The 21783-nt window shown below is 69.5% G+C and carries 17 protein-coding genes; 5 read left to right on the top strand and 12 right to left on the bottom strand.

The genetic code is table 11. The annotated features are described in order from the left end of the window. Nucleotides 1–180: 180 nt before the first annotated feature. Both RUR_RS24980 and RUR_RS24975 read left to right on the top strand, forming a co-directional pair. Nucleotides 181–2778, top strand: a complete 2598-nt coding sequence (locus tag RUR_RS24980; RefSeq protein ID WP_283137612.1) for a DUF7824 domain-containing protein — start codon at nt 181–183, stop codon at nt 2776–2778. 94 nt (nt 2779–2872) lie between these two features. Beyond that, nucleotides 2873–4510 carry an SMI1/KNR4 family protein gene (locus tag RUR_RS24975; protein WP_283137611.1) on the top strand — a complete coding sequence of 546 codons (1638 nt, stop codon included), beginning with the start codon at nt 2873–2875 and terminating at the stop codon, nt 4508–4510. Between the two features lie 138 nt (nt 4511–4648). Here RUR_RS24975 and RUR_RS24970 read toward each other — a convergent pair whose 3' ends face one another. From RUR_RS24970 to RUR_RS24935, 8 genes are all read right to left on the bottom strand, one after another. Then, a complete protein-coding gene (locus tag RUR_RS24970) occupies nt 4649–5587 on the bottom strand; it encodes a BsuBI/PstI family type II restriction endonuclease (RefSeq protein ID WP_283137610.1) in 939 nt (312 codons plus the stop codon). 19 nt (nt 5588–5606) lie between these two features. After that, nucleotides 5607–7187, bottom strand: coding sequence for an Eco57I restriction-modification methylase domain-containing protein (locus RUR_RS24965; RefSeq protein WP_283137609.1), 1581 nt, complete (start codon nt 7185–7187; stop codon nt 5607–5609). Between the two features lie 179 nt (nt 7188–7366). Beyond that, on the bottom strand, nt 7367–7702 hold the full coding sequence (locus RUR_RS24960; protein ID WP_283137913.1) for an RraA family protein: 336 nt from the start codon (nt 7700–7702) through the stop codon (nt 7367–7369). Next, the gene (locus tag RUR_RS24955; RefSeq protein WP_283137608.1) at nt 7591–7992 is read right to left on the bottom strand and encodes an RraA family protein; all 402 of its coding nucleotides are present in this window, start codon (nt 7990–7992) and stop codon (nt 7591–7593) included. Before RUR_RS24955 ends, RUR_RS24960 begins: the two co-directional genes overlap by 112 nt. Nucleotides 7993–8241: 249 nt before the next feature. Continuing rightward, entirely contained in the window at nt 8242–8694 is a 453-nt protein-coding gene (locus tag RUR_RS24950; RefSeq protein ID WP_283137607.1) for a VOC family protein, read from the bottom strand. A gap of 1397 nt (nt 8695–10091) precedes the next feature. After that, a complete protein-coding gene (locus RUR_RS24945; RefSeq protein WP_283137606.1) occupies nt 10092–10550 on the bottom strand; it encodes an Lrp/AsnC family transcriptional regulator in 459 nt (152 codons plus the stop codon). After that, nucleotides 10547–11902, bottom strand: coding sequence for a transaminase (locus tag RUR_RS24940; RefSeq protein ID WP_283137605.1), 1356 nt, complete (start codon nt 11900–11902; stop codon nt 10547–10549). Before RUR_RS24940 ends, RUR_RS24945 begins: the two co-directional genes overlap by 4 nt. 171 nt (nt 11903–12073) lie before the next feature. Beyond that, nucleotides 12074–12733, bottom strand: a complete 660-nt coding sequence (locus RUR_RS24935; RefSeq protein ID WP_283137604.1) for a TetR/AcrR family transcriptional regulator — start codon at nt 12731–12733, stop codon at nt 12074–12076. An 82-nt stretch (nt 12734–12815) separates the two neighbouring features. Here RUR_RS24935 and RUR_RS24930 point away from each other — a divergent pair, with 82 nt between their 5' ends. After that, nucleotides 12816–14441, top strand: a complete 1626-nt coding sequence (locus RUR_RS24930) for an amidohydrolase (protein ID WP_283137603.1) — start codon at nt 12816–12818, stop codon at nt 14439–14441. Here RUR_RS24930 and RUR_RS24925 read toward each other — a convergent pair. After that, nucleotides 14438–15697 (bottom strand): ArgE/DapE family deacylase, encoded by a 1260-nt coding sequence (locus RUR_RS24925; RefSeq protein ID WP_283137602.1) that lies wholly within the window; start codon nt 15695–15697, stop codon nt 14438–14440. The genes RUR_RS24930 and RUR_RS24925 overlap by 4 nt on opposite strands. An 88-nt stretch (nt 15698–15785) precedes the next feature. After that, on the bottom strand, nt 15786–16733 hold the full coding sequence (locus RUR_RS24920; protein ID WP_283137601.1) for a methionyl-tRNA formyltransferase: 948 nt from the start codon (nt 16731–16733) through the stop codon (nt 15786–15788). 163 nt (nt 16734–16896) lie between these two features. On the opposite strand from RUR_RS24920, the gene RUR_RS24915 reads away from it, so the two are divergent. Beyond that, the gene (locus RUR_RS24915) at nt 16897–18210 is read left to right on the top strand and encodes a lysine N(6)-hydroxylase/L-ornithine N(5)-oxygenase family protein (protein WP_283137600.1); all 1314 of its coding nucleotides are present in this window, start codon (nt 16897–16899) and stop codon (nt 18208–18210) included. A 160-nt stretch (nt 18211–18370) separates the two neighbouring features. On the opposite strand, the gene RUR_RS24910 is transcribed toward RUR_RS24915, so the two are convergent. Then, nucleotides 18371–19444 carry a FecCD family ABC transporter permease gene (locus RUR_RS24910; protein WP_283137599.1) on the bottom strand — a complete coding sequence of 358 codons (1074 nt, stop codon included), beginning with the start codon at nt 19442–19444 and terminating at the stop codon, nt 18371–18373. A gap of 3 nt (nt 19445–19447) precedes the next feature. Beyond that, the gene (locus RUR_RS24905) at nt 19448–20464 is read right to left on the bottom strand and encodes a FecCD family ABC transporter permease (protein WP_283137598.1); all 1017 of its coding nucleotides are present in this window, start codon (nt 20462–20464) and stop codon (nt 19448–19450) included. 259 nt (nt 20465–20723) lie between these two features. Here RUR_RS24905 and RUR_RS24900 point away from each other — a divergent pair, with 259 nt between their 5' ends. Beyond that, nucleotides 20724–21767, top strand: coding sequence for an iron-siderophore ABC transporter substrate-binding protein (locus RUR_RS24900; protein ID WP_283137597.1), 1044 nt, complete (start codon nt 20724–20726; stop codon nt 21765–21767). The last annotated feature ends 16 nt before the right edge of the window (nt 21768–21783 follow it).

Here is a 21783-nt window from a genome sequence, read left to right as displayed (position 1 = left end):
GAACCGCCGTCGCACCGGCCGAAGCCCGCCGGGAACGGCTCCGAAAATGTCGGGGCCGACTGGCAATGTCCTCGTCACGCCTCCGCGACAACCCGGGGCCGGCCCACCATTGCTGCCGCTGGCGTGCGCTTTCCTACCTAAGACTGATATTTCAGTGTCAATTGTGATTGGAGAGGTCCGATGACCGCGTGGGATGACGTGCGTGACCTGATCAACAGGAGGCGGACCGCCGAACTCGCCGAGTACGTCACCGCCCTCGGCGACGAGGATCGGCGCCGGATCGCGCGGGAGCTCCCCGGCCACCTGGCCGTCCTTCGCGACCGGGCGGGACGGTGGGGGAGCCTCCACGAGTTCGGGACCGCTCTCCGGGTGGCGGGGGCCACGACGATCGGCGGTGCGGCGGCCGTCGCCGCCTGGCTGAACCGCCGTGAGTACACCGACCGGTGGACCGCCCAGAAGCCTGGGGAGCAGGAGCTTCTCCTCAGGGTTCTCGCGACGCGGCCACCGGACTGGCAGGCCGACCTGGCCGGGCGGCTCGCGCTCCGGCTTCGCACACCTGAGGGCTGGGGGGTGAAACTCGCGATCGAGCTGTTCCGCCGTACCGGGGCCGAACCCCCGCAGCACGACCTGTTCACCGTGGGCTGGGTGTCCGCGGTCCAGCCGATCAACACGGAGATCACCGATGATCCGTTCTTCACGCGCATGCTCCCCCGGATCTTCGAGGCCGAGGGCGTCGGACGTGCGCTCCAGTGGCAGGAGGACCGGGACCCCTGGATCGCCAGGCTGATCGCCACGGCCTCCCCCGCCCGGCGCGAGATGCTGCTCGCCGGATGCGTGAGCAGGTTCCTGCGCGGCGGCGCCCCCGCCGACCTGCGTTACTTCGTCCGGCTGCACGAGGCTCTGGAGCCCACCGCCGAGCAGGTCGCGGGACGTTCCCGGGACTACGTCCGGCTGCTTCCCGCCGCCCCGGGCAAGGTCGCCGAACTCGCCCTCAAGCACCTGCGCCGCCTGGACGAGCCGGACCCGTTCGAGCTCACCGAGGCCCTCGAAGGGGTCCTGTTCCGGCCCGAGCGCAAACTCGTCGACTCCGGCCTGACCTGGCTGGACCGGTCGGTACGGCGTTCGCCGGGCCTGGCCGACGAGGTGACCCCCGCGCTCGTCCCGGCCCTCGGCCACAACTCGCCGGAGGTCCGGGATCGCGCGGTCCGCATCGCGCTCAAGCTGGCTCCGCACCTCGGCCCGGCCGGGCTGGACACGATCAAGCAGGCGGTCCCCGTGCTCCCCTATGAGTCGGCCGAAAAGCTCGCTCCCCTGCTCGGCGGCGAGGTGGCCCTGCCCGAGCCGGTACAGGAGCCGGCCGATCCGTTCGACTCCCTCACACTGCCGGAGCCGCCGCAGGCCGTACCTTTCCCTGCGCCGATCGAGTCGTTCGAGGAGCTCATCGAACTCACCTCGTGGAAGGACCTGGAGGGCTGGCGGAGCGTCGAGCGGGTCCTCGCGGCTTTCGTCGCGCTTGCCGCGGCCGACCGGGAGACGGCTCGCACGCATCTGATCCGCCGGCTCACCCATCCGCGGCTGTACAACTCCACCTTCTGGGGTAGGTGGAACAATCCGGCTCTCTGGGTGGACGCATTGGCGAGGGAGTTCGGCAGCCCTCAGTCGCGGGTGGGGCAGCTCCCGGACCCGGACCTCACCCCCGGGAACCGGTGGATCACCCTCAGCCGATGTGCGGAGATCTTCCACGCCCTGCGCGCCGGTGTCCTCCCCCCGATGCTGCTCGCCACCCCCACCTGGTCGGACGGGCGGCTGGACGCCGAGGAGTTCCTCACCCGGCTGGAGACCTACGAGGCGGCCGGGGCGACGCCGATGCCCGCCGACCTGGCGCAGGCGCTCCTGCGCCTCCCCCGCGACCTCGACCCGGAGGTCCTGGCCCGCACCGCGCGGCTCACCTCTCCCGAGGGACGTCGGGTCGCGGCGCTGCTCACCGCCGGCGGGGTACCCGTGCCCACCGTGACCCTTGGATGGGCCTACCGGATCGGCGATCGCACCGAGGTTCTCAGCGACCCCGCCGCATCCCTGCCCGAGGAGGCGCGCGACGCCCGGATCACCGTGACCGTGGAGTACCGGCCGACCGGGTTTCCGTTGATCGACCGGGTGCTCACGGGTCCCCGTCCGGACGACGTCGCGCAACCGTCGGATCTCTGGCCGTCGGTCCTGCCCTGGCATCGCGAGCTCAACGCCGCCTACTTCACCCGCTTCCTGTCGTTCACCACCACCCGCTGGGGGTTCGCGGGGATCGGACCGGAAATCCTCCACGAGCTCGCCTTCGGCCACGGGCCGGCGGGCGAGGCCACGATGTCGCTGCTGGCCGGGTGCCTGCTCGACTCCCGGCCCGTCGGGATGCCCGTGGTCCTCGGCCTCGCCGCCCGTGGCGACCTCCCGGCCCAAGCCCTGGGCAACCTGCTCGCGCAGAGGGTGAAGCACGGCGGGCAGTCGGCTGTGCGGGTGGGGATCATCCTGCGGGAGGCCGCGACGGACGGCTCACTTCGGCAGGTCTGGAACGCGATGGAGGCGGCACTGCCGATCCTGCTGCCCGGCAAGGGCGAGAAGACGGTCCGGGGGCTGCGCAGCCTGCTGGTCGACGCAAGCGCCTTCGCCTGCTGGGCCGAGGCCCGGGCGGACATTCCCGCGCTCGCCGACTTCGTCGCCCGCCGCAAGGGCAACGGACAGCTCATTCAGGAGGCCAGGAAGCTGCACGCCTACCTCACCCGCCCCTGACCCCGCCTGGGCGGACCGCAAGAGCACAAACCGCAATAAACATATAAGTCATGAAATAAATAAGAAGCAGATATCTCGTGATTAGGGTACCGGGATGATCAGGTCACGTATGGCCCGAGCCATGCGAATTCCGCTCGTCATCGGTCTGCTCGCAGGCGGTGCGGTGAGCTCCGCGCAGGTGACCGGGTCGTCCGAATGCTCCATGCTCATCACGTCGTCGAGCCTGTGGACGCCCCTGCGCTGCGTCGACGGCCGGGGAAACCGGGACCTGAAGGCGGAGGCACGGATCCTCGGCCGGGCCCTCACCGCGGACCAGGCGCGGGCGGCCGGGTGCGCGCCGATCTTCTGGCACGGGGAACCCGAGGCCGAACCGCCCGAGCCGGTGGACGCCGACCCGAGCCCCCTGCCCCCGCCGCGGGAACCGGATCCGGCGATCGTCGCGCGGGTGAACGGGGCGTGGGACCGCATCGAACGCTGGCTGGGCGCCCGCGCCTCGGCGACGCTGCGCACCCTCAGGAAGCCCATGACGGCGGCCGACATCGCGGAGTGGGAGGCGTGGCGGGGGACGAGGCTGCCCGACGACCTGTACGCCTCACTGCTCCGCCACAACGGGGCCGACGGCGGTTCCCAGCCCACTTTTCCGCTGTCGCCGGCCTCCTCCGGATTCCACTTCCCGCCCGCCCACGGCCTCCTGGACCTGTGGAGCATGGCCGAGGCGAGCGCGGAGCACTGCCGGGCCCTGGTGATGGGCGGATCGCTTCGGGAGGCCGACCCGGAACGCGGCATGTGGCACGGGAGCCTGCTCGCGTTCGCCGTGGCGGACGACGGGTCCGACCTGTTCGTCGACCCTCGTACGGGCAGGGTCGGGGTCAAAGTCCACGCCGAGCGGGTGCGCTACGAAGGCCGCTCCTCCTACCTCACGCTTCTGGAGGACGTGGCCACCTCGCTGGAGCGGGGTACGGCGCTGCGAGGCCGGTATCCCACCGTCACCGCCGGCTGCGAACTCCGCTGGGCGACCCGGCCGCCGTCCGGCTACCCTTCCGGCTGTGCGGGCGGCCCCCGCCCGTCGCCCACCCCGGATTCGCCCCCGAAGCCCACTCCGACGCCGCCGCCGACCCCTGAACCGCGGGCCGCCGACTGCCCGGATCGGCGTCCCCCGGTCGTCCGCCGCCCGGACCCGGCGGTCGCCGCGCGGGTCAACGCGGTCTGGCGCCGAATCGAGCGCCGGCTCGCCGCGAAGTACCCGGTCACCTACCGGACGCTGAAGGGACCGGCGCGTCCCCGGGCGATCGCCGAAGTCGAGGCCCGGATCGGCGCCGCCCTCCCCGACGACCTGCGCGCTTCCCTGCTCCGCCACGACGGCGCGAAGTACGACGGGTTCGGCCCGCCCTTCTTCGGTCTCATGCCGGTCGAATCCCTCTCCGAGGACTGGGAGTACTCGTGCGGCACCGACACCGACGCCGCTGCGGACGGCTGGTGGAAAGGGCATCTGGTCCCGTTCGCGATAGCGATCAACGGTGACACCCTGGTCGTGGACACGGCCACCGGCAAAGCAGGGGAGTTCTCCCACGAGGTGGGCCCAGCCGAGAAGGCCGACTGGCCGTCCTTCCTGGCGCTCCTGAAGGCGACCGCGACCGCCCTGGAAACCGGCCGCCCCATCGGGGATTTCCGGCCCGTCTCCCGGAAAGGCGCCCTCGACTGGGTGGAAGCCCCTCCCGGCCGCCGCGATTGAGCCGGTGACCTCAGATGCTCCTATTGAGCAGGCGGCGCAGCAACTTGATGTCCTCGGGACCTGAGCTGACGCCGACCATACCGTACGCGCTACGGCCCCGTTCCGCCGAGATGCCCATAGTACTGGGCACCGCTGATTCTACTCATACGGGCCTAGGAACCGATCGCCGTTGAAATGAATAAGGTGAGTTGGATTGTCGGCACACCAGACATCGGTTTCCCATGAAATGTCCTTCAGGTACTCCCTGAGCACCACCTTGGATGGGAAGCACGAGATAAAGACGAGGCCAGCAGTCGAGCCATGGAATAGAGATTTCAATTCGCCATGTCTCTTGGAATCGACCGGACCGTGTGTGGAGGCTGCCTCAATCAATACGAGCCAGTTGCGGTCAGGAATGTAAACCACAACATCTGGCATTTTGCCGTGTGAGTCCACAGCTATGCCCAACCTGGCGAGAACGTCTTCTTTAAAGACGCTCCACTTCTTCTGGGTATCGCCGATGTAGAGAACTTGGCCGCCAGGGGTGAAGCGTGCACAGAATTCCTCGATGATCTGAACGATCAGTTTATTCTGACCGCCAGAGCTGAGCTTTACCTCGGTTCCGTCGGGGAGGGTTACCGGTATACGCAACAGGTCACGTTCCATGGCGTACTTCGCCTTCAGGCCGGGCATCATGGCCAGATAGGCAGCAAGCTGATCGTCAAATGCATGACAATCGATGAGCCGGATCAGTTCGAAAGCGGCTGATTCTATCTGGTAGCAGTTCTTTGGCGAGTTCGTAGGCCGCCCAGGGTCGTCGGGGTTGGCGACAACGAGCCCGCCTTCGACGAACTGGTGGAGGGTGAAGCGGCGGATAGTCTCACGGGTGTTGGGTTTGTAGTCCTTTTCGTAATTGGTGCGCAGCCAGTCCATGATCTCTACGGTCCGTAGCATGGGGCGCTCAGCGCTTGGCCAAGACGCGCTGGGCGGCAACCTTAGCAGGGCGAGGAGGACCAGGGCGGATCGCTCGTTGCACCGCTCGTCGTCGAAGCCGAGGAGGCGAAGGATGCCCTGAGCCTCCATGATCTTCGCAACCATCTCGGCCGACGGGGTGCTCTTAGGCCGTGGCGTTATCACCCCGCTTAGTCTGGCAGGCGACCACATGCTGCGTGACCAAGTCGTCGAGTTTGTCTTGATCCGGCCAGGGGCTTGCGCCCAGGACCGTCCCCATGGCCATCAGCTCAGCAAGGGACGGGTACCTCAGATTGCGCAGGTCAGTTGCGTTGATCTGCGTGTGCCCGTTGAACCTTCGGATGATTCTGTCCAGAACGGTGGAGTTAAGCCATAGTCCGAGACCCCGAGCGACTTCAATGGAAAGACCTTGTCCGTTGGTATGGAAGACGTTCACGTGGTTTTCGAAGCCAATATTTGCATTGGGAAACGTCTCCACTTCGAAGACCGCTGCGACTATCCGGCGTCGTTCCTCCTTCGATGACATACGCTTAACGATCACGTAGTTTCCTGAAGGAAAGAACTGCTTCACGGTGGTCTCGTTTGAGACGATTGCGTTTGGTTTACGAGCTCCCGGGACAGGCCAGGTGACTCGACCATCACGCATGTGTAGGGGATAGATCAGAGGAACGGTATCGGCCCCAGGGTCTTGACGCAGGTGTTCCTTGGCCCGGAAGTCGACGACACGACCGGTGGCAACCCTGAGCCCGAGCTCAGGCAACTGAGCAGGGAGCCGGGAGTGGATCTCGGCTAGCTCACGATCATCGTCGGCGCCGCTGATATGAATGAACTGCTCTGGATCGTCCGGTTGGACGACTTCACGATGCGGCGCCGTGCGCGTCCGTGGGGTGTCATGGTACCCGGCGCTGATAGAGATCGTGATAGGAGCGCGATCCTGTCTGGATTGACGACTGGCACTGAAGACGATGTTCTCCTGGAGGACGTCGGAGTCTCCGAAGACGGTCGATCGGGACTCGAAGACATGGAGGCGGTCAAGGTGCATTTTCTCCAGGAAGAACTGCCGAAAAGGCCGAAAGTAGGGGCCGTTGGCGAAGCTGCGCGGTGTGATCGCCACAAGGTGACCATTGGGCTTGAGCAGATTCACGCTCATCGCAAGGAAAGCGGCGTAGAGATTTGAGACGCCACATGCATGGAATTCGACAATATTCCGCTCGCGAGAAGCGCGACTGAGCTTCTTGTAGGGCGGGTTAGTAATCACCAGGTCGAACGGTTCTGGAGTAGTATCCAGGAGCGAGCCACCAGCTGCCCAGTCAATGAAATTACCTGTTTGCAGGACGGTTTCGATCTCCACACCAACGCTACCTGCCTGTTCCCGACAGTCCCGAAGAGTCTCATCAAGTGCTGGATGGACGATTTCGTCTATCTCACAGACCACGAGTGTCACGGAGAGATCCGGCCGCTCTTTGATCAGGCGTGCGACGAGGGCAGCTGAGAGAGACCCGGCACCGGCACCAGGGTCAAGGATCCGAACGGAGCCAGATACCGGGAATCGGGCGAGTGACGCAATGAAGTCCGAAACTTGCGCAGGAGTGAAGTACTGGCCGAATTGAGCGCGCCGTTTCGGATCGAGAGCAGCCAAGGTAGCCTGCCGACGCTTCTCAGTACGTTCGACCAGCAAATTGGCGATCTCAGCAATATCCAGCATGGCGAGCTCCTCGGCTGTCATGTACTTAGCTTATGAGGCCACCGGTACCCGAGGTGCTGATGGCGCCATCAGACGACCCCGGCAACCGGGTCTGGTCAGCGGCCACAACCCCGCTCCGGTCCAAGACCGGCGGCAGCCCCGACGGCTTGCGGCAGCCGTGTCGAGGTACGGCCGCGGCCGTACCTCGACGGCCGAGCCGGTCAGAAACCCGCGCGAAGCCGGGCGACCGTCTCGGCCTTGTGGCGGTAGGCGTCGGCCAGGGGGGCGCCGCTGCGGAGGGCCGCGACGACCCGGGCTTCGGCGACCTCGTACTCGGCGGCCTCGGCGAGGATCTCGGGTGAGGCGATGACGACACCGCTCCGGTCCATGACCAGGAGGTCGCCGTCGGAGACCGTCACGGCGTCGATCTCGACAGGATCGCCGATCACGGCGACGTGGACGTCGGGCCCGGGCCCGACGGTGGCCTCGCGGAGCGCCCAGATCGGGAAGCCGAGCTCGGCGATGGCGGCGACGTCGCGGACCGCGCCTTCGACCAGGGCGCCAGCCGCACCGGCCCCGAGGGCGGCGAGGGTGAGGATCTCCCCCAGACCGCTCCGGCCGCCGCCTCGGCTCCGGCGACGACGACGATCCGGCCGGACAGTCTCCCGTCGAGCAACCGATGGAGCGGATTGAGGCCTTCCGGGCCGGGGCCGGGCGCCAGCCGTACCGTGCGGGCGGTGCCCCGTACCGCCGCCGTCCGGTGGATCGGGACGAGCGGGGGACTCAGCCAGCCGGTCTCCCCGCGGAGCTGCAGAATGTCGGCGATGGCACTGGTGGAGGCGAGCATGTCGTCACCTCTCTCACTAGAAGTCCCCAAAGTCCCGAATGTCGGTAGTATGCCGCCTCCTACAGGCCGATCCGGGGCCGGGGTCACTCAGATCCCGACTTCCGCAGGAACGTGCGGATTTTGCCGACGGAGGTACGGCGCAGCGCCGCCACGACCTCAAACCGGACCGGCCGCTTGGACTTGGCGAGCCGTTCGGCGCACCGGTCGGCCAAATCATCGACCAGCGTTCCACCGCCACGCGGACCGAGGTCAACTCCCCCATAGGGAGCGGACCTCTTCGAAGACCTTCTGGTCGTGCGAGATCTCCACGACGTTGCCGTCGGGGTCCTTCAGCGCGCAGACGTAGCCGACCGGCGGCGGCAGCTCCGTCGGCTCCCAGTGCAGGCAGCCCAGCTCGCGCGCCTCCGCCGCGATGCGGTCCACGTCCTCGCGGTCCGGCACCTCCATGCCGAGGTGCGCGAACGGGGTGAGCTGCGGCTGGGGCTTCCCCTTGTCCTTGGCGAACTCCACCAGCACCAGCACGAACGGTGACTCCACCTGCCTGTCGTTGGAGAGCCAGACATTGCGCCCGTCCTCGTCCTCGTGCCGGGCCACCACGACGAGCGGGGTCATCCCGGTGTAGAACTCGATCGCCTTGTCGAGATCGCAGCTGGGCAGCGCGACATGGGTCCAGCGCGCCTCGGTGAGCTTCTTCTCCAGCACCTCGATGCCCCTTTCATCGTCGTCGACGTCGGTCCTTGTCGACGGGTCCGTCGAACCGGCCGGGATCGAGCGGAGTGGCGACGCCCGCCCTGACCTGCCGGTTCATGTGCTGAACCCTTCCTTCCCAGGTGCTGGGCGGGCCGACCCCGGGCGAAGCCCGTCCCAACTGACCGGGGAACCTCACGCTTAAGGCGAAATGTCAGCATTTATACGAGTAAGGCATACCCACAAGATCAAAACCCACATACGGGACGGCGCTTTCTTGTGCACCCTTCTCCGCAGGTAGAAGCCGTACAGCAGGAGAAACCGGCCGACTGACGCCCACGATATGGAGAAATAATGTGGATTTTTCGGGAGGCGTCCGCACCAATAGTGGCAAGATTGCTGATTGACAGTGATCCTCCACACTCGTGCCCTGAGCGGATGTCGCCGGGTCAGGGAGACCTTGCGTAGAAAGGAATCCGGTGGAGGAGAACCGTCACAATGGCAGCCGCTCTCCGCGGTTGCATGAGTGGGCACGAACCGCACTGGCCTTGTTGAGAACCATCGTGTGGATCGTGTTCATCGCCGGACAAAGCTAAGTCCGGCCGGGCCTCCTACCAGCGCCGAACCGTGAACTCAGCGGGTAGGAGGCCCGTCCTATGCACTGAGTCTGCCACCGTATGCGGTCCAAAGTGACACAAAAATCAAGCCGAACCACCACCAAGCCGACTCAGCGCCCCCTTTCAGGTCCGCCTGGAACCCAATATCCCTAGATATGCCCTGCATGCAGGCCATCGTCCTGGTACTCCAGGTTGCGGATGCCTCTAGCTGGAGTTACAACTTTTTTCCGAAGCATGTTGTAGCTCCAGCCTCTCTCAAAAGCCTGAACATCCGTGGTTGAAGCCGCTACCCAATCTGACTTCCGTATTACCGTAGGAAAATCCTTGCATAACTTCTAAGCTCGTGCGATCGTTCGCCCTCGCTCTTGAATCGCGACTCGATCCACCAAAGCCAGCCACCCTCAACCTGAGCAAATGCGATAAATCTGGAGCTCCAACCAAGGCTCACCCGGGTTACCGTCGTCGGAAGCTCATGAATTGTTGTGGCAGGACCAGGAAACTCAAGGCGCCCCCGGGATAGGTACCGAGGCGGCTTAGCCGAACAGAGATCAAGGAAACAGACTCTCCGGATCGAACCTCAGCCTCACGGATGCAAGCGATCGACGTACGAACCTGGGCCGGAAATGCCGCAAGCCCCGGGCCCTGTCGTCCGGCAGGATCTCCCGAGGCTCACTTTCAGACCTCACCGCAATGGGCCTGACACGTACATGAACCATGGAGTTTGAACGGCGCGCACGTCAAGCGATCCCATCACCGTGGGTGACCTCCGGTACCTCCAGGGTGTGGGCGGGGTGGTCAGGTGCCGGGCCAGGCGAAGCGGTGGGTGTGGATGCCGAAGTAGGTGAACGCCTCGGCGCGGGTCACCCCGGGGACCCGCTTGACGTGGTCGTTCAGGATCTTGAGCAGCTCGGCCGGCTTCTCGCACACGACCTCCACGAAGAGGTCGAAGGAGCCGGAGGTGAGCACCACGTAGATCACGCCGGACAGCTCGCCGATCCGGTCCGCCACGGCGTGCACGTCGGCGTCGGTCCGCACCCCGATCAACGCCATCACGGGCAGCCCCAGCGCCATGGGGTCGGTGACCCCGACGATCTGCACGACCCCCTCGTCCCTGAGCCGCTGCACACGCTGCCGTACGGCGGGCGCCGACAGGCCGGTGGCCTCGGCCAGCGCGGTGTAGGAGGCACGGCCGTCCCGCTGGAGTTCGCGCAGGAGGATCCGGTCGATCTCGTCGAGGTGTGCCGCGGCGCTCACGCGACGAGCTCCGCCACCGCCGCCTCGAACATCTCGTGGTGGCGGTCCACGTCGGCGGGCGTGGTGGCCGGGCACATCAGCGCCATGTTGTGGAAGGGGGTGAGCAGGACACCCCGGTTGGCCAGGTAGACGTGGAGGTAGTCGTCGAGATCGGGGTCGCCCGCCGCGTTGGACTCCCCGCCGTTGCGCGGGGCCGGGCTGGCGAACCGGTACTCGGCGCGGGCCCCGAGCCGCACCACCGACCACGGCAGCGCGTAGGCGTCGACGACCTGCTGGACCCCTTTGGCGAAGTGGGTCGCGAGCTCGGTCATCCCGGCGAAGGCCTCGTCGGTGAGGACGTGTTCGAGAGTGGCCCGCATCGCCGCGACGGAGAGCGCGTTGCCCGCCAGGGTGCCGCCCACTCCGCCCATGTCGACCAGGTCGAGCCCGCTCATCGCCTCGATACGCGCTGCCGTCTCGGCCGACAGTCCGTAGCCCCCACTGGGTATGCCACCACCGATCGCCTTGCCGATCGTCACGATGTCGGGCGTGAGATTCCACGCCCCCGTGCAGCCGCCCGGCCCGGCGGAGAACGTATGGGTCTCGTCGTTGATCAGCAGTGTGCCGTGTTTCCGGGTGAGCTCGCGCACCCCGTCGAGGTAGCCGGGCTCGGGCAGCACGATGCCGATGTTGGTGAGCGCGGGTTCCATGAGGACCGCCGCGACGTCGCCGTAGGCCAGCTCGCGTTCGAGTCCCGCCAGGTCGTTGAACTCGACGACCCGGGAGGTCACGGCCGGGTCGACCGGCGCGCCGACGTTTCCCTCGCGGGAGACCTGCCGCCCCTCGCCGTCCACCACGATCAGCACCTCGTCCACGCTGCCGTGGTAGCAGTAGCTGTTGACCAGGATCTTCGGCCGCCCGGTGACGGCGCGGGCCAGCCGGATCGCCCACCGGTTGGCGTCGGTGGCGGTGAGCGAGAAGCTCCAGTACGGCAGGCCGAACCGCCGGGCGAGTTCGGCGCCGACCCAGGCCGCGTCCTCGGTGGGCATCATCACCGTCGCCCCGCCGAGGCGGCCGTAGCGTTCGGCGACCGCGGCCACGACGGGTTCCGGGGAGTGGCCCGCCATGGCCCCGGTGTCGCCGAGGCACAGATCCACGTACTCGTGCCCGTCCACGTCGACGACCTTGGCTCCCCCGGCCCGCGCCAGGTAGAGCGGGAAACCGGCGGCCGTCTTGTTCATCCAGGTCATCGGCACGCCGCCGAACAGGTGGGCGCGCGCCGCCTGGAAGGCCGCCGCCGAGCGCGGGTTGCGGGCGCGGAACGCGTCGCGTTCACGGTCGAGGAGGGTGGAGAGACGAGTGCGGTCGATCATGTGCCAACACCTTTGAAACGATTGTGGTGAGATCTTTATACCTCAGAATCCAAATCAGAGTTAGAAAAAGTCTTCATATTCGCTCAAGCCACAAAGACACGGACTGCGGTCGGAGCACGGCCGAACCGGCGGGAACGGCCGGGTTCAGGCGCTCGGGGATCCGGGCGTACCTCAGGCGCGGAGCTCGCCGAGCGTCCGGCGCAGTCCCGCCGTCATCGCCCGCAGGCCGACCTCGAACGCCAGGTCGGCGGGCGAGCACCCCCGGGCGGCGGCGGCCGCGTCGCGGGCCCGGACGCTCGCCGCGAAGGTGGGCGCCTCGGCGTCGAGGGGCCCGCTGTCGAACATGTCGGGGGGAGCGACGACGTCGAGGGCGGAGCCGAGGATGAAGGACTCCAGGGCGACCAGGACGGGGATGACCGTCCCGGCGGGCCAGCCGCCGCGTTCCAGGCCCGCGGCCACCTGGTCGTACATGCGCAGGGTGCGCACGGCCCCGGTGACGGGGGTCGTGGCCAGGAGCGGGATGAGCGGGGGGTGGGGGGCGAAGGCGGCGCGATAGCCGTACGCCCATCGGACGACCGCCTCGTCCCAGGGGAGCTCCGCGAACATCGTGGCGTCGATCGAGTCGGAGACCAGTTCGCGGACCGCGGCCAGGATGTCGTCCCTGCCGGCGACGTGGTTGTAGAACGAGGAGGGCCGGACGCCGAGCCGCCGGGCGAGCAGGGCGAGGGAGAACCCCTGCGCGCCGACCTCGTCAATGAGCCCGAGGGCGGCACGGGCGATGACGTCCCTGCTCAGCACGGGTTTGCTGGGCCTGCCCGCACGCCGCGGCATTGTCGTCCCACCCCCTGTTGCCCAGGCTTCGGACAATCTATCCTTTCCACGCAAAACTAACGCGATTCATTTTAGGTTGCCGATGACTCGAACCCTCTTCCGCAACGGCGTCGTCTGGACCGGGACCGGAGCCGTCACCCACGCCCTTTCCGTCCGGTACGGCCGGATCGAGGCCCTCGGCGCCGCCGCCCTGGCCGGGGACGCCGACGAGACCGTCGACCTCGACGGCGGCCTGCTCCTCCCCGCGTTCGGCGACGGGCACTGCCATCCCGACCACGGCGGCTTCGAGGCGTCGGGTCCTCGGCTCAAGGGCCACGGCGGCGTCGCGGAAATCGTCGAGGAGGTACGCCGCCACGCCGAGGCGCACCCCGAGGACGAGTGGATCACCGGTGCCGGCTACGACTCGACCCTGGCGCCGGACGGCCTGTTCGACGCCAGGTGGCTGGACGCCGCGGTGCCCGGCCGCCCCGTCGCGCTCCGCGCCTGGGACTACCACACGCTGTGGTGCAACACCGAGGCCATGCGGCGGGCCGGCCTGTCCGCCGCGACGCCCGACACCGCCCGCGGGGTCTTCGCGCGCCGCCCCGACGGCGAACTCCTCGGCACGATGCTCGAATGGGACGCGGTGGACGCGGTGCTCCGCGTCGCCCCGCCACGCACCGCCGAGGACACCGTGGCGGCGCTCCGCCGGGCGACCGAGATCTTCGCCGCCGCCGGGGTCGCCTGGGTGCAGGACGCCTGGGTGGAGCCCGAAACGGTCGAGGCGTATCTGACGGCGGCCGGGCGCGGGCTCCTCGCCACCCGGGTCAACCTGGGGTTGCGCGCCGACCCGGAGCGGTGGCGCGATCAGCCCGAGGAGTTCGCCGATATCCGGGAGCGGGTCCGCGCAGCGGGTGACCTGCTCACCGCGAACACGGTGAAGTTCTTCGTCGACGGCATCGTGGAGAACCGGACGGCGTCGCTGCTCGCGCCGTACGGCGACGACCCCTGCACGCGCGGCATGCCGATCTGGCCGTACGAAGAGCTGCTCCGGACGCTGGCCGCCGTCGACGCGCTCGGGTTCCAGGCGCACCTGCACGCGATCGGCGACGCGGGCGTGCGCACCGCGCTGGACGCGATCGAGCACGTGATCAGGGTCAACGGGCCGCGGGACCGGCGCCCGGTCATCGCCCATGTGGGAGTGCTCGACGAGGCGGATCTGCCGCGTTTCGCCGAGCTCGGGGTGATCGCCAACCTCCAGCCGCTGTGGGCACGGACCGACCCGGCGATGGTCGAGCTCACCATCCCGCGGCTCGGTCCCGAACGGGCCCGGCGGCAGTACCCCATCGGCTCACTGCTCCGGTCCGGGGCGCGGGTGTCCTTCGGCAGCGACTGGCCGGTGACCGACCACCGGCCGCTGTCCGGTCTCCCGGTGGCCGTGACCCGCGAGAACGCGGAGCGGCAACCGGCCGGCGGCTGGCTGCCCGGCGAGCGCGTGACCCTGGAGGAGGCGCTCACCGCCTACACCGCGGGGGTCGCCTACCAGGCGTTCGCCGAGCGGGAGCGGGGACTGCTCGTCCCCGGGATGACGGCGGATCTGGCCTGGCTGGATCGCGACCTCCGCCGGCTGGACCCGCACGACATCGCGAGCCGTACGGCGGTGCTCGGCACCTGGCTCGCCGGGGAACGGGTGTTCACCGCCGAGCCGAAGCCGTTGGCCCCCGCCTAGCCGCAGTGGGCGGCCGCCAGCGCCGCGAGGGTACGGGCCGCGGCGGCGACGTCGGCCACGGCGACCCACTCGTCGGGGGCGTGGGCCAGGTCGACGTCCCCGGGGCCGTACTGGACGGCGGGGATGCCGCCGAGCCCGGTGAGCAGGCGCAGGTCGCTGCCGTACGGGGCGCCCCAGACCTCGGGCGGTCCGCCGGCGGTCGCGGTGTGCGCCCGGGTGAGGGCGGCCAGCAGGCCGCCGTCCTCTGCGGGCAGGCGGCCCGCGGCGTACTGGCCGCCCCACCACTCCACCCGGACCGGGTGCTCGCGAAGCCAGTCGTCGGCGGCGCAGACCCGGGCGACGGCCCGCTCCAGCGCCGCCCGCGCGGCCGGGACGGACTCGCCGAGCATCACCCCGAGACGCCCTTCGGCGACCAGTTCGCCGGGGACGGTGGACGACCAGTCACCGGCCCGGACCATCCCGATCTCGATCGCGTACGGCAGGGTCCAGCGCCGCATCAGCGGGTCCGGCGCGGCGTTGCGCGCGGACTCCAGCTCGCGCAGCGCCTGGAAGACCGGCCAGAACCGCTCCACCGCGCTCACCCCGGCGTCCCGCCGGGCGGCGTGCGCGGCCCGGCCGGTCACGGTCAGCCGGAAGGTCAGCGCACCGGCGTTGGCGGGGACCACGCCGAGGCCGGTGGGCTCGGGGATCACGCAGGCGTCGGCCCGCCATCCCCGCCGCAGCAGGGCGTAGGCGCCGAGTCCGCCGTCCTCCTCACCCGCCACACACGCGAGCAGCAGGTCCCCGCGGAGCCGCGGCCCGAGCCGGCGCAGCGCCCGTACCGCGAAAAGCGCGGCGACCAGGCCGCCCTTCATGTCGCAGGCGCCCCGCCCGTACAGGCGGCCGTCCCGGACGACACCCCCGTAGGGGTCCGTCGTCCAGGCGGCGAGGTCCCCGGGCGGCACCACGTCGACGTGGCCGACCAGCATCAGGGAGCGCCCGCCGCCGGTGCCGGGAAGCCGTGCGACCAGCCCGGACGCCTGGGTGCGGGGCACCTCCATCCCGGGGAAGTCCGGCTCGGCGCCGAGGGCCTCGATCGGGATGGGCCAGTGGTCCACCTCCAGCCCTTCGGCGCGCAGCCACTCCGCGAGCCGTTCCTGGATCGCGGACTCCGCCGCCGTACCGCCGACGCTGGGGACGCGCACCAGCTCGGCCAGCAGCTCGGTCATGGCGGCCGTCTCGTCCTCGACCACCGCCGCCAGTTCCGCGATCTTCATGGCCGGGGATCCGGCGTGCGACAGCCACCCATGACGGAACCGTATCCCGGAGCGGCCGGATCGCGGCCCGGGGCCGGGCCTACGGTCTTCAAGGGCTCGACCTGAGATAGCCGCCCATGGTGCGGAAGTACTCCACGGCGGGAAGCTCACGGTCGTCCTCGGTGCGGACGCGTTCGACGACCAGGCCGTGGCTGCGCCCCCGTCTGGCCTCGGCTCCGGCCACGACGACCACGCCGTCGCCCTCCCGGATGAAGATCCGGCCGGGCGTGCCGCCGTAGATCCCCCGGGAGACCGAGGCCTTCAGGACGCGGACGCGTTCGCCCCGGTGGTGGGTGAAGGCGTTCGGGTACGGGTCGGACTGGGCCCGGACCAGCCGGGCGATGTCCTCGGCCGGCCAGGTCCAGTCGATGTTGCCGTCGTCGATCGACCGCTTGTGGAAGAAGCTCGCCTTCGACCGGTCCTGCGGTGTCCAGTCGGTACGGCCGGAGGCGATGAGGGCGAGCGCCTCCTCGACGACGGGGCCGATGAGGTCGACCGTACGGTGGAACAGGTCGGTCGCGGTGTCCTCGGGGCCGACGGGGACGGCGCGCTGAACCACGACGTCCCCGGCGTCGAGCTCCTCGTCCATCATGTGCGCGGTCACCCCGACCTCCGGCTCCCCGTTGATGAGCGCCCAGATGAGCGGGGAGAACCCGGCGTAGGCGGGGAGCAGCGAGTCGTGCACGTTGAGGGTGCCGTGCCGCGGCAGGTTGAAGATCTCCGGCGGGATCCAGGTCCGCCAGTTGTTGGCGACGATGAGGTCGGGGGCGGCCTCCTTGAGCCTGAGCGTCAGCTCCTCGTCCTCGGGCCGGTCGCGCAGGAGCACGGGGATGCCGTGTTCGGCGGCGAGGTCGGCCACCGAGTCGTCCCAGATCTTCTCGTAGGCGTGGTCGCTCCGGGGGTGGGTGACGACGAGGACGACTTCGTGCGGGGTGTCCAGGAGCGCGCGCAGGGTGCGGTGCCCCCAGGTCTGGTAGCCGAACATCACGATCCGCATGGGGTCTCCTTGTGAGGGGGATCAGGACGGGCTAGGCTCAAGATTTAGGTGAGCCTAACCTAACCGAACTGTTGGATCATTGGAAGCCGCCGGGCGAACGCCTCCACCTCCGGGCGTACCGCGCGGCCCCCTCCCCCCTGGCGCCCTCTGTTGAAAGGCCCCCATGTCTGCTGCGGAGAAGCACGTCCACGATCTGGTCGGCATCGGCTTCGGACCGTCCAATCTCGCCCTGGCGATCGCGTTACGCGAGCACCACACCCAGACCGGCGAATCGATCGACACGGTGTTCCTGGAGCGGCAGCCCGCCTTCGGCTGGCATCGCGGCATGCTCCTGGAAGGCACCACCATGCAGGTGTCGTTCCTGAAAGACCTGGTCACGATGCGCAACCCGACGAGCGAGTTCAGCTTCCTGAGCTACCTGCGGGACCGCGGGCGCCTGGCCGACTTCATCAACCACAAGACGATGTTCCCCTCCCGGGAGGAGTTCCACGACTACCTGGAGTGGGCGGCGGCCCCCTTCGCCGGCCAGGTGGAATACGGCTCCGAGGTGGTGGCGGTCACCCCCGTCCAGGTGGACGGGCGGGTCGAGTACCTGGACGTCGTGGCCCGGCGGGACGCGGCCTCCGGCGAGCTGACCACCCGGCGGACCCGCAACCTGGTGATCGCCACCGGGCTGGAGCCGTTCCTGCCGGAGGGTACGGTCGACGACGAGCGGGTCTGGCACAGCTCGGAGCTGCTCTTCCGGCTCCCCGGGCTGCGCGACCCCCGGCGGCTGGTCGTGGTCGGCGCGGGCCAGAGCGCCGCGGAGGTGACCGAGCACCTGCACGGCGCCTTCCCCGGCGCCGAGGTGTGCGCCGTCTTCGGCAAGTACGGGTACGTCCCCGCGGACGACAGCTCCTTCGCCAACCGGGTCTTCGACCCCCAGGCGGTCGACCACTTCTTCACCGCGCCGCCGCGGGTGAAGGAGATGCTGATGGGCTACCACGCCTCCACCAACTACTCGGTGGTCGACCTCGATCTCATCGACGAGCTCTACCGGCGCCACTACCAGGAGAAGGTCCGGGGCGTCGAGCGGCTGCGGATCATGTCGGCCTCCCGGCTCACCGAGGTCGTCGCGGGTGCGGGAGGGCTGCGGGCCGTGGTGGAGTTCCTGCCCACCGGGGAGCGGACGGCGCTGGACGCCGACGTCGTCGTGTACGCCACCGGCTACCGGCCGGGTGACCCGCTGACCCTGCTCGGCGCGGCCGGGGAGCACTGCCGGCGGCTCCCGGGCGGCGGGCTGCGGATCGAGCGGGACTACCGGATCGCCGTCGCGGACTCGATGGGCTGCGGCCTCTACGTGCAGGGCGCCACCGAGCACACCCACGGCCTCACCTCGACGCTGCTGTCGGCCACCGCGGTCCGGGTCGGCGAGATCACCCGTTCCCTCGCCGGGCGGCTCCGCGCCGACCGGCGGCCGTACGTGCTCACCCGCTGACCTCGGCGGCGTTTCGTTCGCCTCAAGCCCTCGCGATCCGTACGGGCGAAGCCACCGGATCGCGAGGAGCCGCCGCCGAAGGCCGATGCCGGTGAGCGGGCCGGCGTTCCGGGTCCGGGAGTTCACGGCCGGACGGCCGTACCCGACCGCCCTGCCGGGTTCACTCCCGTGCGACCGAGCCCTGGGTACGGGCGAGCTGCCACAGCAGGAACGGGGCGCCGAGCACCCCGGTCACCACTCCGACCGGCACAATCAGATCGGCCAGGAGCCGCTGGCCGATCAGGTCGGCGGCGAGCACGATCGCCGCCCCGGTGAGGGCGGCGGCGGTGACCGGGGGCGCGCCGGTACGGGCGAGCCGCCGGGCGATCTGCGGGGCGGCGAGCGCGACGAACAGGATGGGGCCGGTGGCGGCGGTGGCGAACGCGGCGAGGGCGGCCCCGCAGAGCAGCTGGGCCACCCGCGCGCGGTGCACCCGGACCCCGAGCGCCCCGGCCGTCTCGTCCCCCAGCTGCAGCGCGCGCTGGGGACGGCCGAGCAGCAGCGCCGCGGGCAGCAGCACCGCCAGGGCGAGCGCGAGCGGGTGCGCGTGCGCCCAGCCGCGGTCGTTGAGGGAGCCCACGAGCCAGCCCACCACCTGGTGGGCTTGATACAGCTCGGCCCGGCTGACCAGGTAGAAGGTGAGGCTGGAGCACATCCAGCCGATGCCGACGCCGACCAGGACGATGCGGTATCCGGTGGTACCCCGGTTCCAGGCGAGCAGGTAGATGAGCAGCCCGGCCGTGACGGCTCCCCCGAGCCCGAGCACCTGGGTGCCGAGGCCGGAGCCGAGGCCGAGCACCACGCCGGCGGCCACGGCGACCCCGGCCCCTTGGGTGATGCCGAGCATGTCGGGGCTGGCGAGCGGGTTGCGGGCGACCGCCTGGAAGATCGCCCCGGCCAGGCCGAAGGCGGCTCCGGCGAGCAGGGCGGTGACGGCGCGCGGCAGCCGCAGCTCCCGGACGACGAAGAGGTCGGCGGTGTCGCCCGTACCCCACAGGGCGGCCACCACCCCGGGTGGCGCGATGGTGTGGTCGCCGCTGCCGAAGCCGACGGCGAGGCAGAAGACGAGGAAGGTGACGGCGGCGAGCCCGAGCCAGACCAAGATGAGCCGGGGGTGGAGGACACCGGAGACGGCGAGCCGGGAGAACCGGAACGTCAGGCGCCCGGGGGACCGGGTGAGTTCGAGGACGGGCATCGGTCAGAGCTCCGCGAGGCGGCGTCGGCGGACGAGGGCGATGAAGAAGGGCGCGCCGAGGAGCGCGCAGACCAGGCTGACGTCGATCTCGGCGGGGCGGGCCACGATCCGTCCGAGGATGTCGGCGGCGAGCAGCAGGCACGGCGCGACCAGCAGCGAGCCGGTGAGCAGCCTGCGGTGGTCGGGGCCGACGGCCATCCGCACCAGGTGCGGGACGACGAGCCCGACGAAGACGATGGGGCCGGTGACCGCGACGGCGGCGCCGGTCAGCAGGGTCACCGCGAGGGCGACCCGGATCCGGACCCACGCGAGCCGGTGTCCGAGGGCGATCGCCGCGTCGTCGCCGAGGGCCATGCCGTTGAGCGCGCCCGCGGTGCTGAGCGCGAGGATCGTCCCGGCGGCCAGGAACGGCAGGATCTCCAGGAGCGTCCCCGTCTCGTGCCCGGTGACCGATCCCGACGACCAGTAGCGGTAGCGGTCCAGCGCCTCGGGGTCGGTGAGCGCGAAGCCGCTGGTGAGGGAGTCGAGCAGGGCGGTGGTCGCCACTCCGGCGAGGGCGAGCTTGACCGGGGTGGCGCCGGCGCGTCCCCGGCTGCCGAGCAGGTAGACGGTGACTCCGGCCAGGGCCGCCCCGGCGAAGGCGAACCAGAGGGAGATCCGCAGGGTGGCGACGCCGAGCGCGCCGACGGCCACCACGGTGCCGAAGGCGGCGCCGGCGCTGACGCCGAGCAGGCCGGGGTCGGCGAGCGGGTTGCGGGTCAGGCTCTGCATGACGGCTCCGGCGAGGCCCAGGGCCGCTCCGGCGAGGACCGCGACGAGGGTGCGGGTGAACCGGGTGCCCCGGACGATCGCCTCCACCTGGGCGTCGAGCCCGGGGTGGTCCGGGTCGAGGAGGGCCCGCACCACCTGGTCGACGGGGATGGCCCGGCTGCCCAGCATCAGGGAGAGCAGGCACAGGACGGCGAGCGCGCAGGCCGCGACGCCGACGAGCGGGAAGCGCCTGCGTGGCCGGGGGGTCACCGCCGGAGCGGCCCGCCGTGACGCCGTCGCCTTGTGAGATGCCACAGGGATCCGATCTTACGGTTAGGCAAGGCATACCTCACCTATCTCCCATATGCAAGCACTCCGGAGGGATTGAAGATAGGTAAGGCTTACCTTAGTATCCCGCTGTTGATGCTCTATCGGTAAGGCGTGCGCCCAATCCGGCCCGAGCCTGTGCGGTCGCGGCAGACTCCGGAACTCGGCATCGGGCGTCGGCTTGAGCCTGAAAAAGGAAACGATGTCCCCCAGGTTCCCCGCAGCTCCGCGATCGGCCCGGCGGCTGCTCACCACGATCGCCACCCTCACCCTGTTCAGCCTGGCCGCCGCCGCGTGCGGCGCCGACGCCGAGAAGACCCCGGGAACGGCCCAGCCCGCCGCGGCCTCGTCGAGCGCGGAAGGCGCCTTCCCGATCCGGGTCGACCACCGATACGGCACCACGCAGATCGCCAAACGGCCCGAGCGGATCGTCACCATCGGCCTGAGCGACCACGAACCGGTGCTCGCGCTCGGCTTCAAGCCGGTCGGCGTGGTCGACTGGTTCCAGCGCAAGCCGTTCACCGACTGGCCGTGGGCCAAGGACGCCTGGGGCGGGACCGAGCCCGTCGTCCTCGGCCTGCGCGAGGACGGCGTCAAGACCGAGAAGCTGGTCGCGCTCAAGCCTGACCTGATCTTCGCCATGTACTCGGGCATCCAGAAGGAGCACTACGACCAGCTCTCCAAGATCGCCCCGGTGGTGGCCCAGCCCAAGGCGTTCGACCCCTACGCCGCACCCTGGCAGGAGCTGACCCTGCTCGCCGGCCGCGCCCTCGGGGAGGAGGCGAAGGCCCAGCAGCTCATCGCCGGGATCGGACAGCGGTTCGCCAAGGTCCGCGAGGCCAACCCGCAGTGGGCGGGCAAGACCGCCGTCGCCGCGGACAGCTTCAAGCCCGGCCAGTACTCGGCCTTCCAGAAGGGCGACCCCAAGTCCGCCTTCCTCGCCGAGATGGGCTTCACCGTCCCCGAGGAGATCACCCGGAAGGCGGGCGCCTCCAACGTGGTCGAGTTCGGCTCCGAAGGGCTGAACATCCTGGAGGTCGACCGGCTGGTGTGGCTCACCACGGGCAAGGAGCCCTGGGAGCGGATCAAGAACGACTCGGTCTACAAGGAGCTGAAGGTGGCCAAGGAGGGGCGTGACCTCTTCGTCACCTACCAGGACCCGCCGATCGGCGCCGCGCTGTCCTTCAACACGGTGCTGAGCATCCCGTACGCCATCGATCAGGTCGAGCCGCTGCTCAAGAAGTAGCCACGGCCGACCAAGC

Origin of the sequence: Rhizohabitans arisaemae (assembly GCF_025996515.1) — a bacterium.
Lineage (GTDB): Bacteria > Actinomycetota > Actinomycetes > Streptosporangiales > Streptosporangiaceae > Rhizohabitans > Rhizohabitans arisaemae.
Note: the sequence above shows the minus strand (reverse complement) of the source record. Positions and strands in the feature narration are given on the sequence as shown.

Bases quoted from the DNA above. Each gene is read 5' to 3' on its own strand.
- RUR_RS24980 (WP_283137612.1), top strand. From the start codon at position 181: ATGACCGCGTGGGATGACGTGCGTGACCTGATCAACAGGAGGCGGACC.
- RUR_RS24975 (WP_283137611.1), top strand. From the start codon at position 2,873: ATGATCAGGTCACGTATGGCCCGAGCCATGCGAATTCCGCTCGTCATC.
- RUR_RS24970 (WP_283137610.1), bottom strand. From the start codon at position 5,587: ATGGTTGCGAAGATCATGGAGGCTCAGGGCATCCTTCGCCTCCTCGGC.
- RUR_RS24965 (WP_283137609.1), bottom strand. From the start codon at position 7,187: ATGACAGCCGAGGAGCTCGCCATGCTGGATATTGCTGAGATCGCCAAT.
- RUR_RS24955 (WP_283137608.1), bottom strand. From the start codon at position 7,992: ATGCTCGCCTCCACCAGTGCCATCGCCGACATTCTGCAGCTCCGCGGG.
- RUR_RS24940 (WP_283137605.1), bottom strand. From the start codon at position 11,902: ATGATCGACCGCACTCGTCTCTCCACCCTCCTCGACCGTGAACGCGAC.
- RUR_RS24935 (WP_283137604.1), bottom strand. From the start codon at position 12,733: ATGCCGCGGCGTGCGGGCAGGCCCAGCAAACCCGTGCTGAGCAGGGAC.
- RUR_RS24930 (WP_283137603.1), top strand. From the start codon at position 12,816: ATGACTCGAACCCTCTTCCGCAACGGCGTCGTCTGGACCGGGACCGGA.
- RUR_RS24925 (WP_283137602.1), bottom strand. From the start codon at position 15,697: ATGAAGATCGCGGAACTGGCGGCGGTGGTCGAGGACGAGACGGCCGCC.
- RUR_RS24920 (WP_283137601.1), bottom strand. From the start codon at position 16,733: ATGCGGATCGTGATGTTCGGCTACCAGACCTGGGGGCACCGCACCCTG.
- RUR_RS24915 (WP_283137600.1), top strand. From the start codon at position 16,897: ATGTCTGCTGCGGAGAAGCACGTCCACGATCTGGTCGGCATCGGCTTC.
- RUR_RS24910 (WP_283137599.1), bottom strand. From the start codon at position 19,444: ATGCCCGTCCTCGAACTCACCCGGTCCCCCGGGCGCCTGACGTTCCGG.
- RUR_RS24900 (WP_283137597.1), top strand. From the start codon at position 20,724: ATGTCCCCCAGGTTCCCCGCAGCTCCGCGATCGGCCCGGCGGCTGCTC.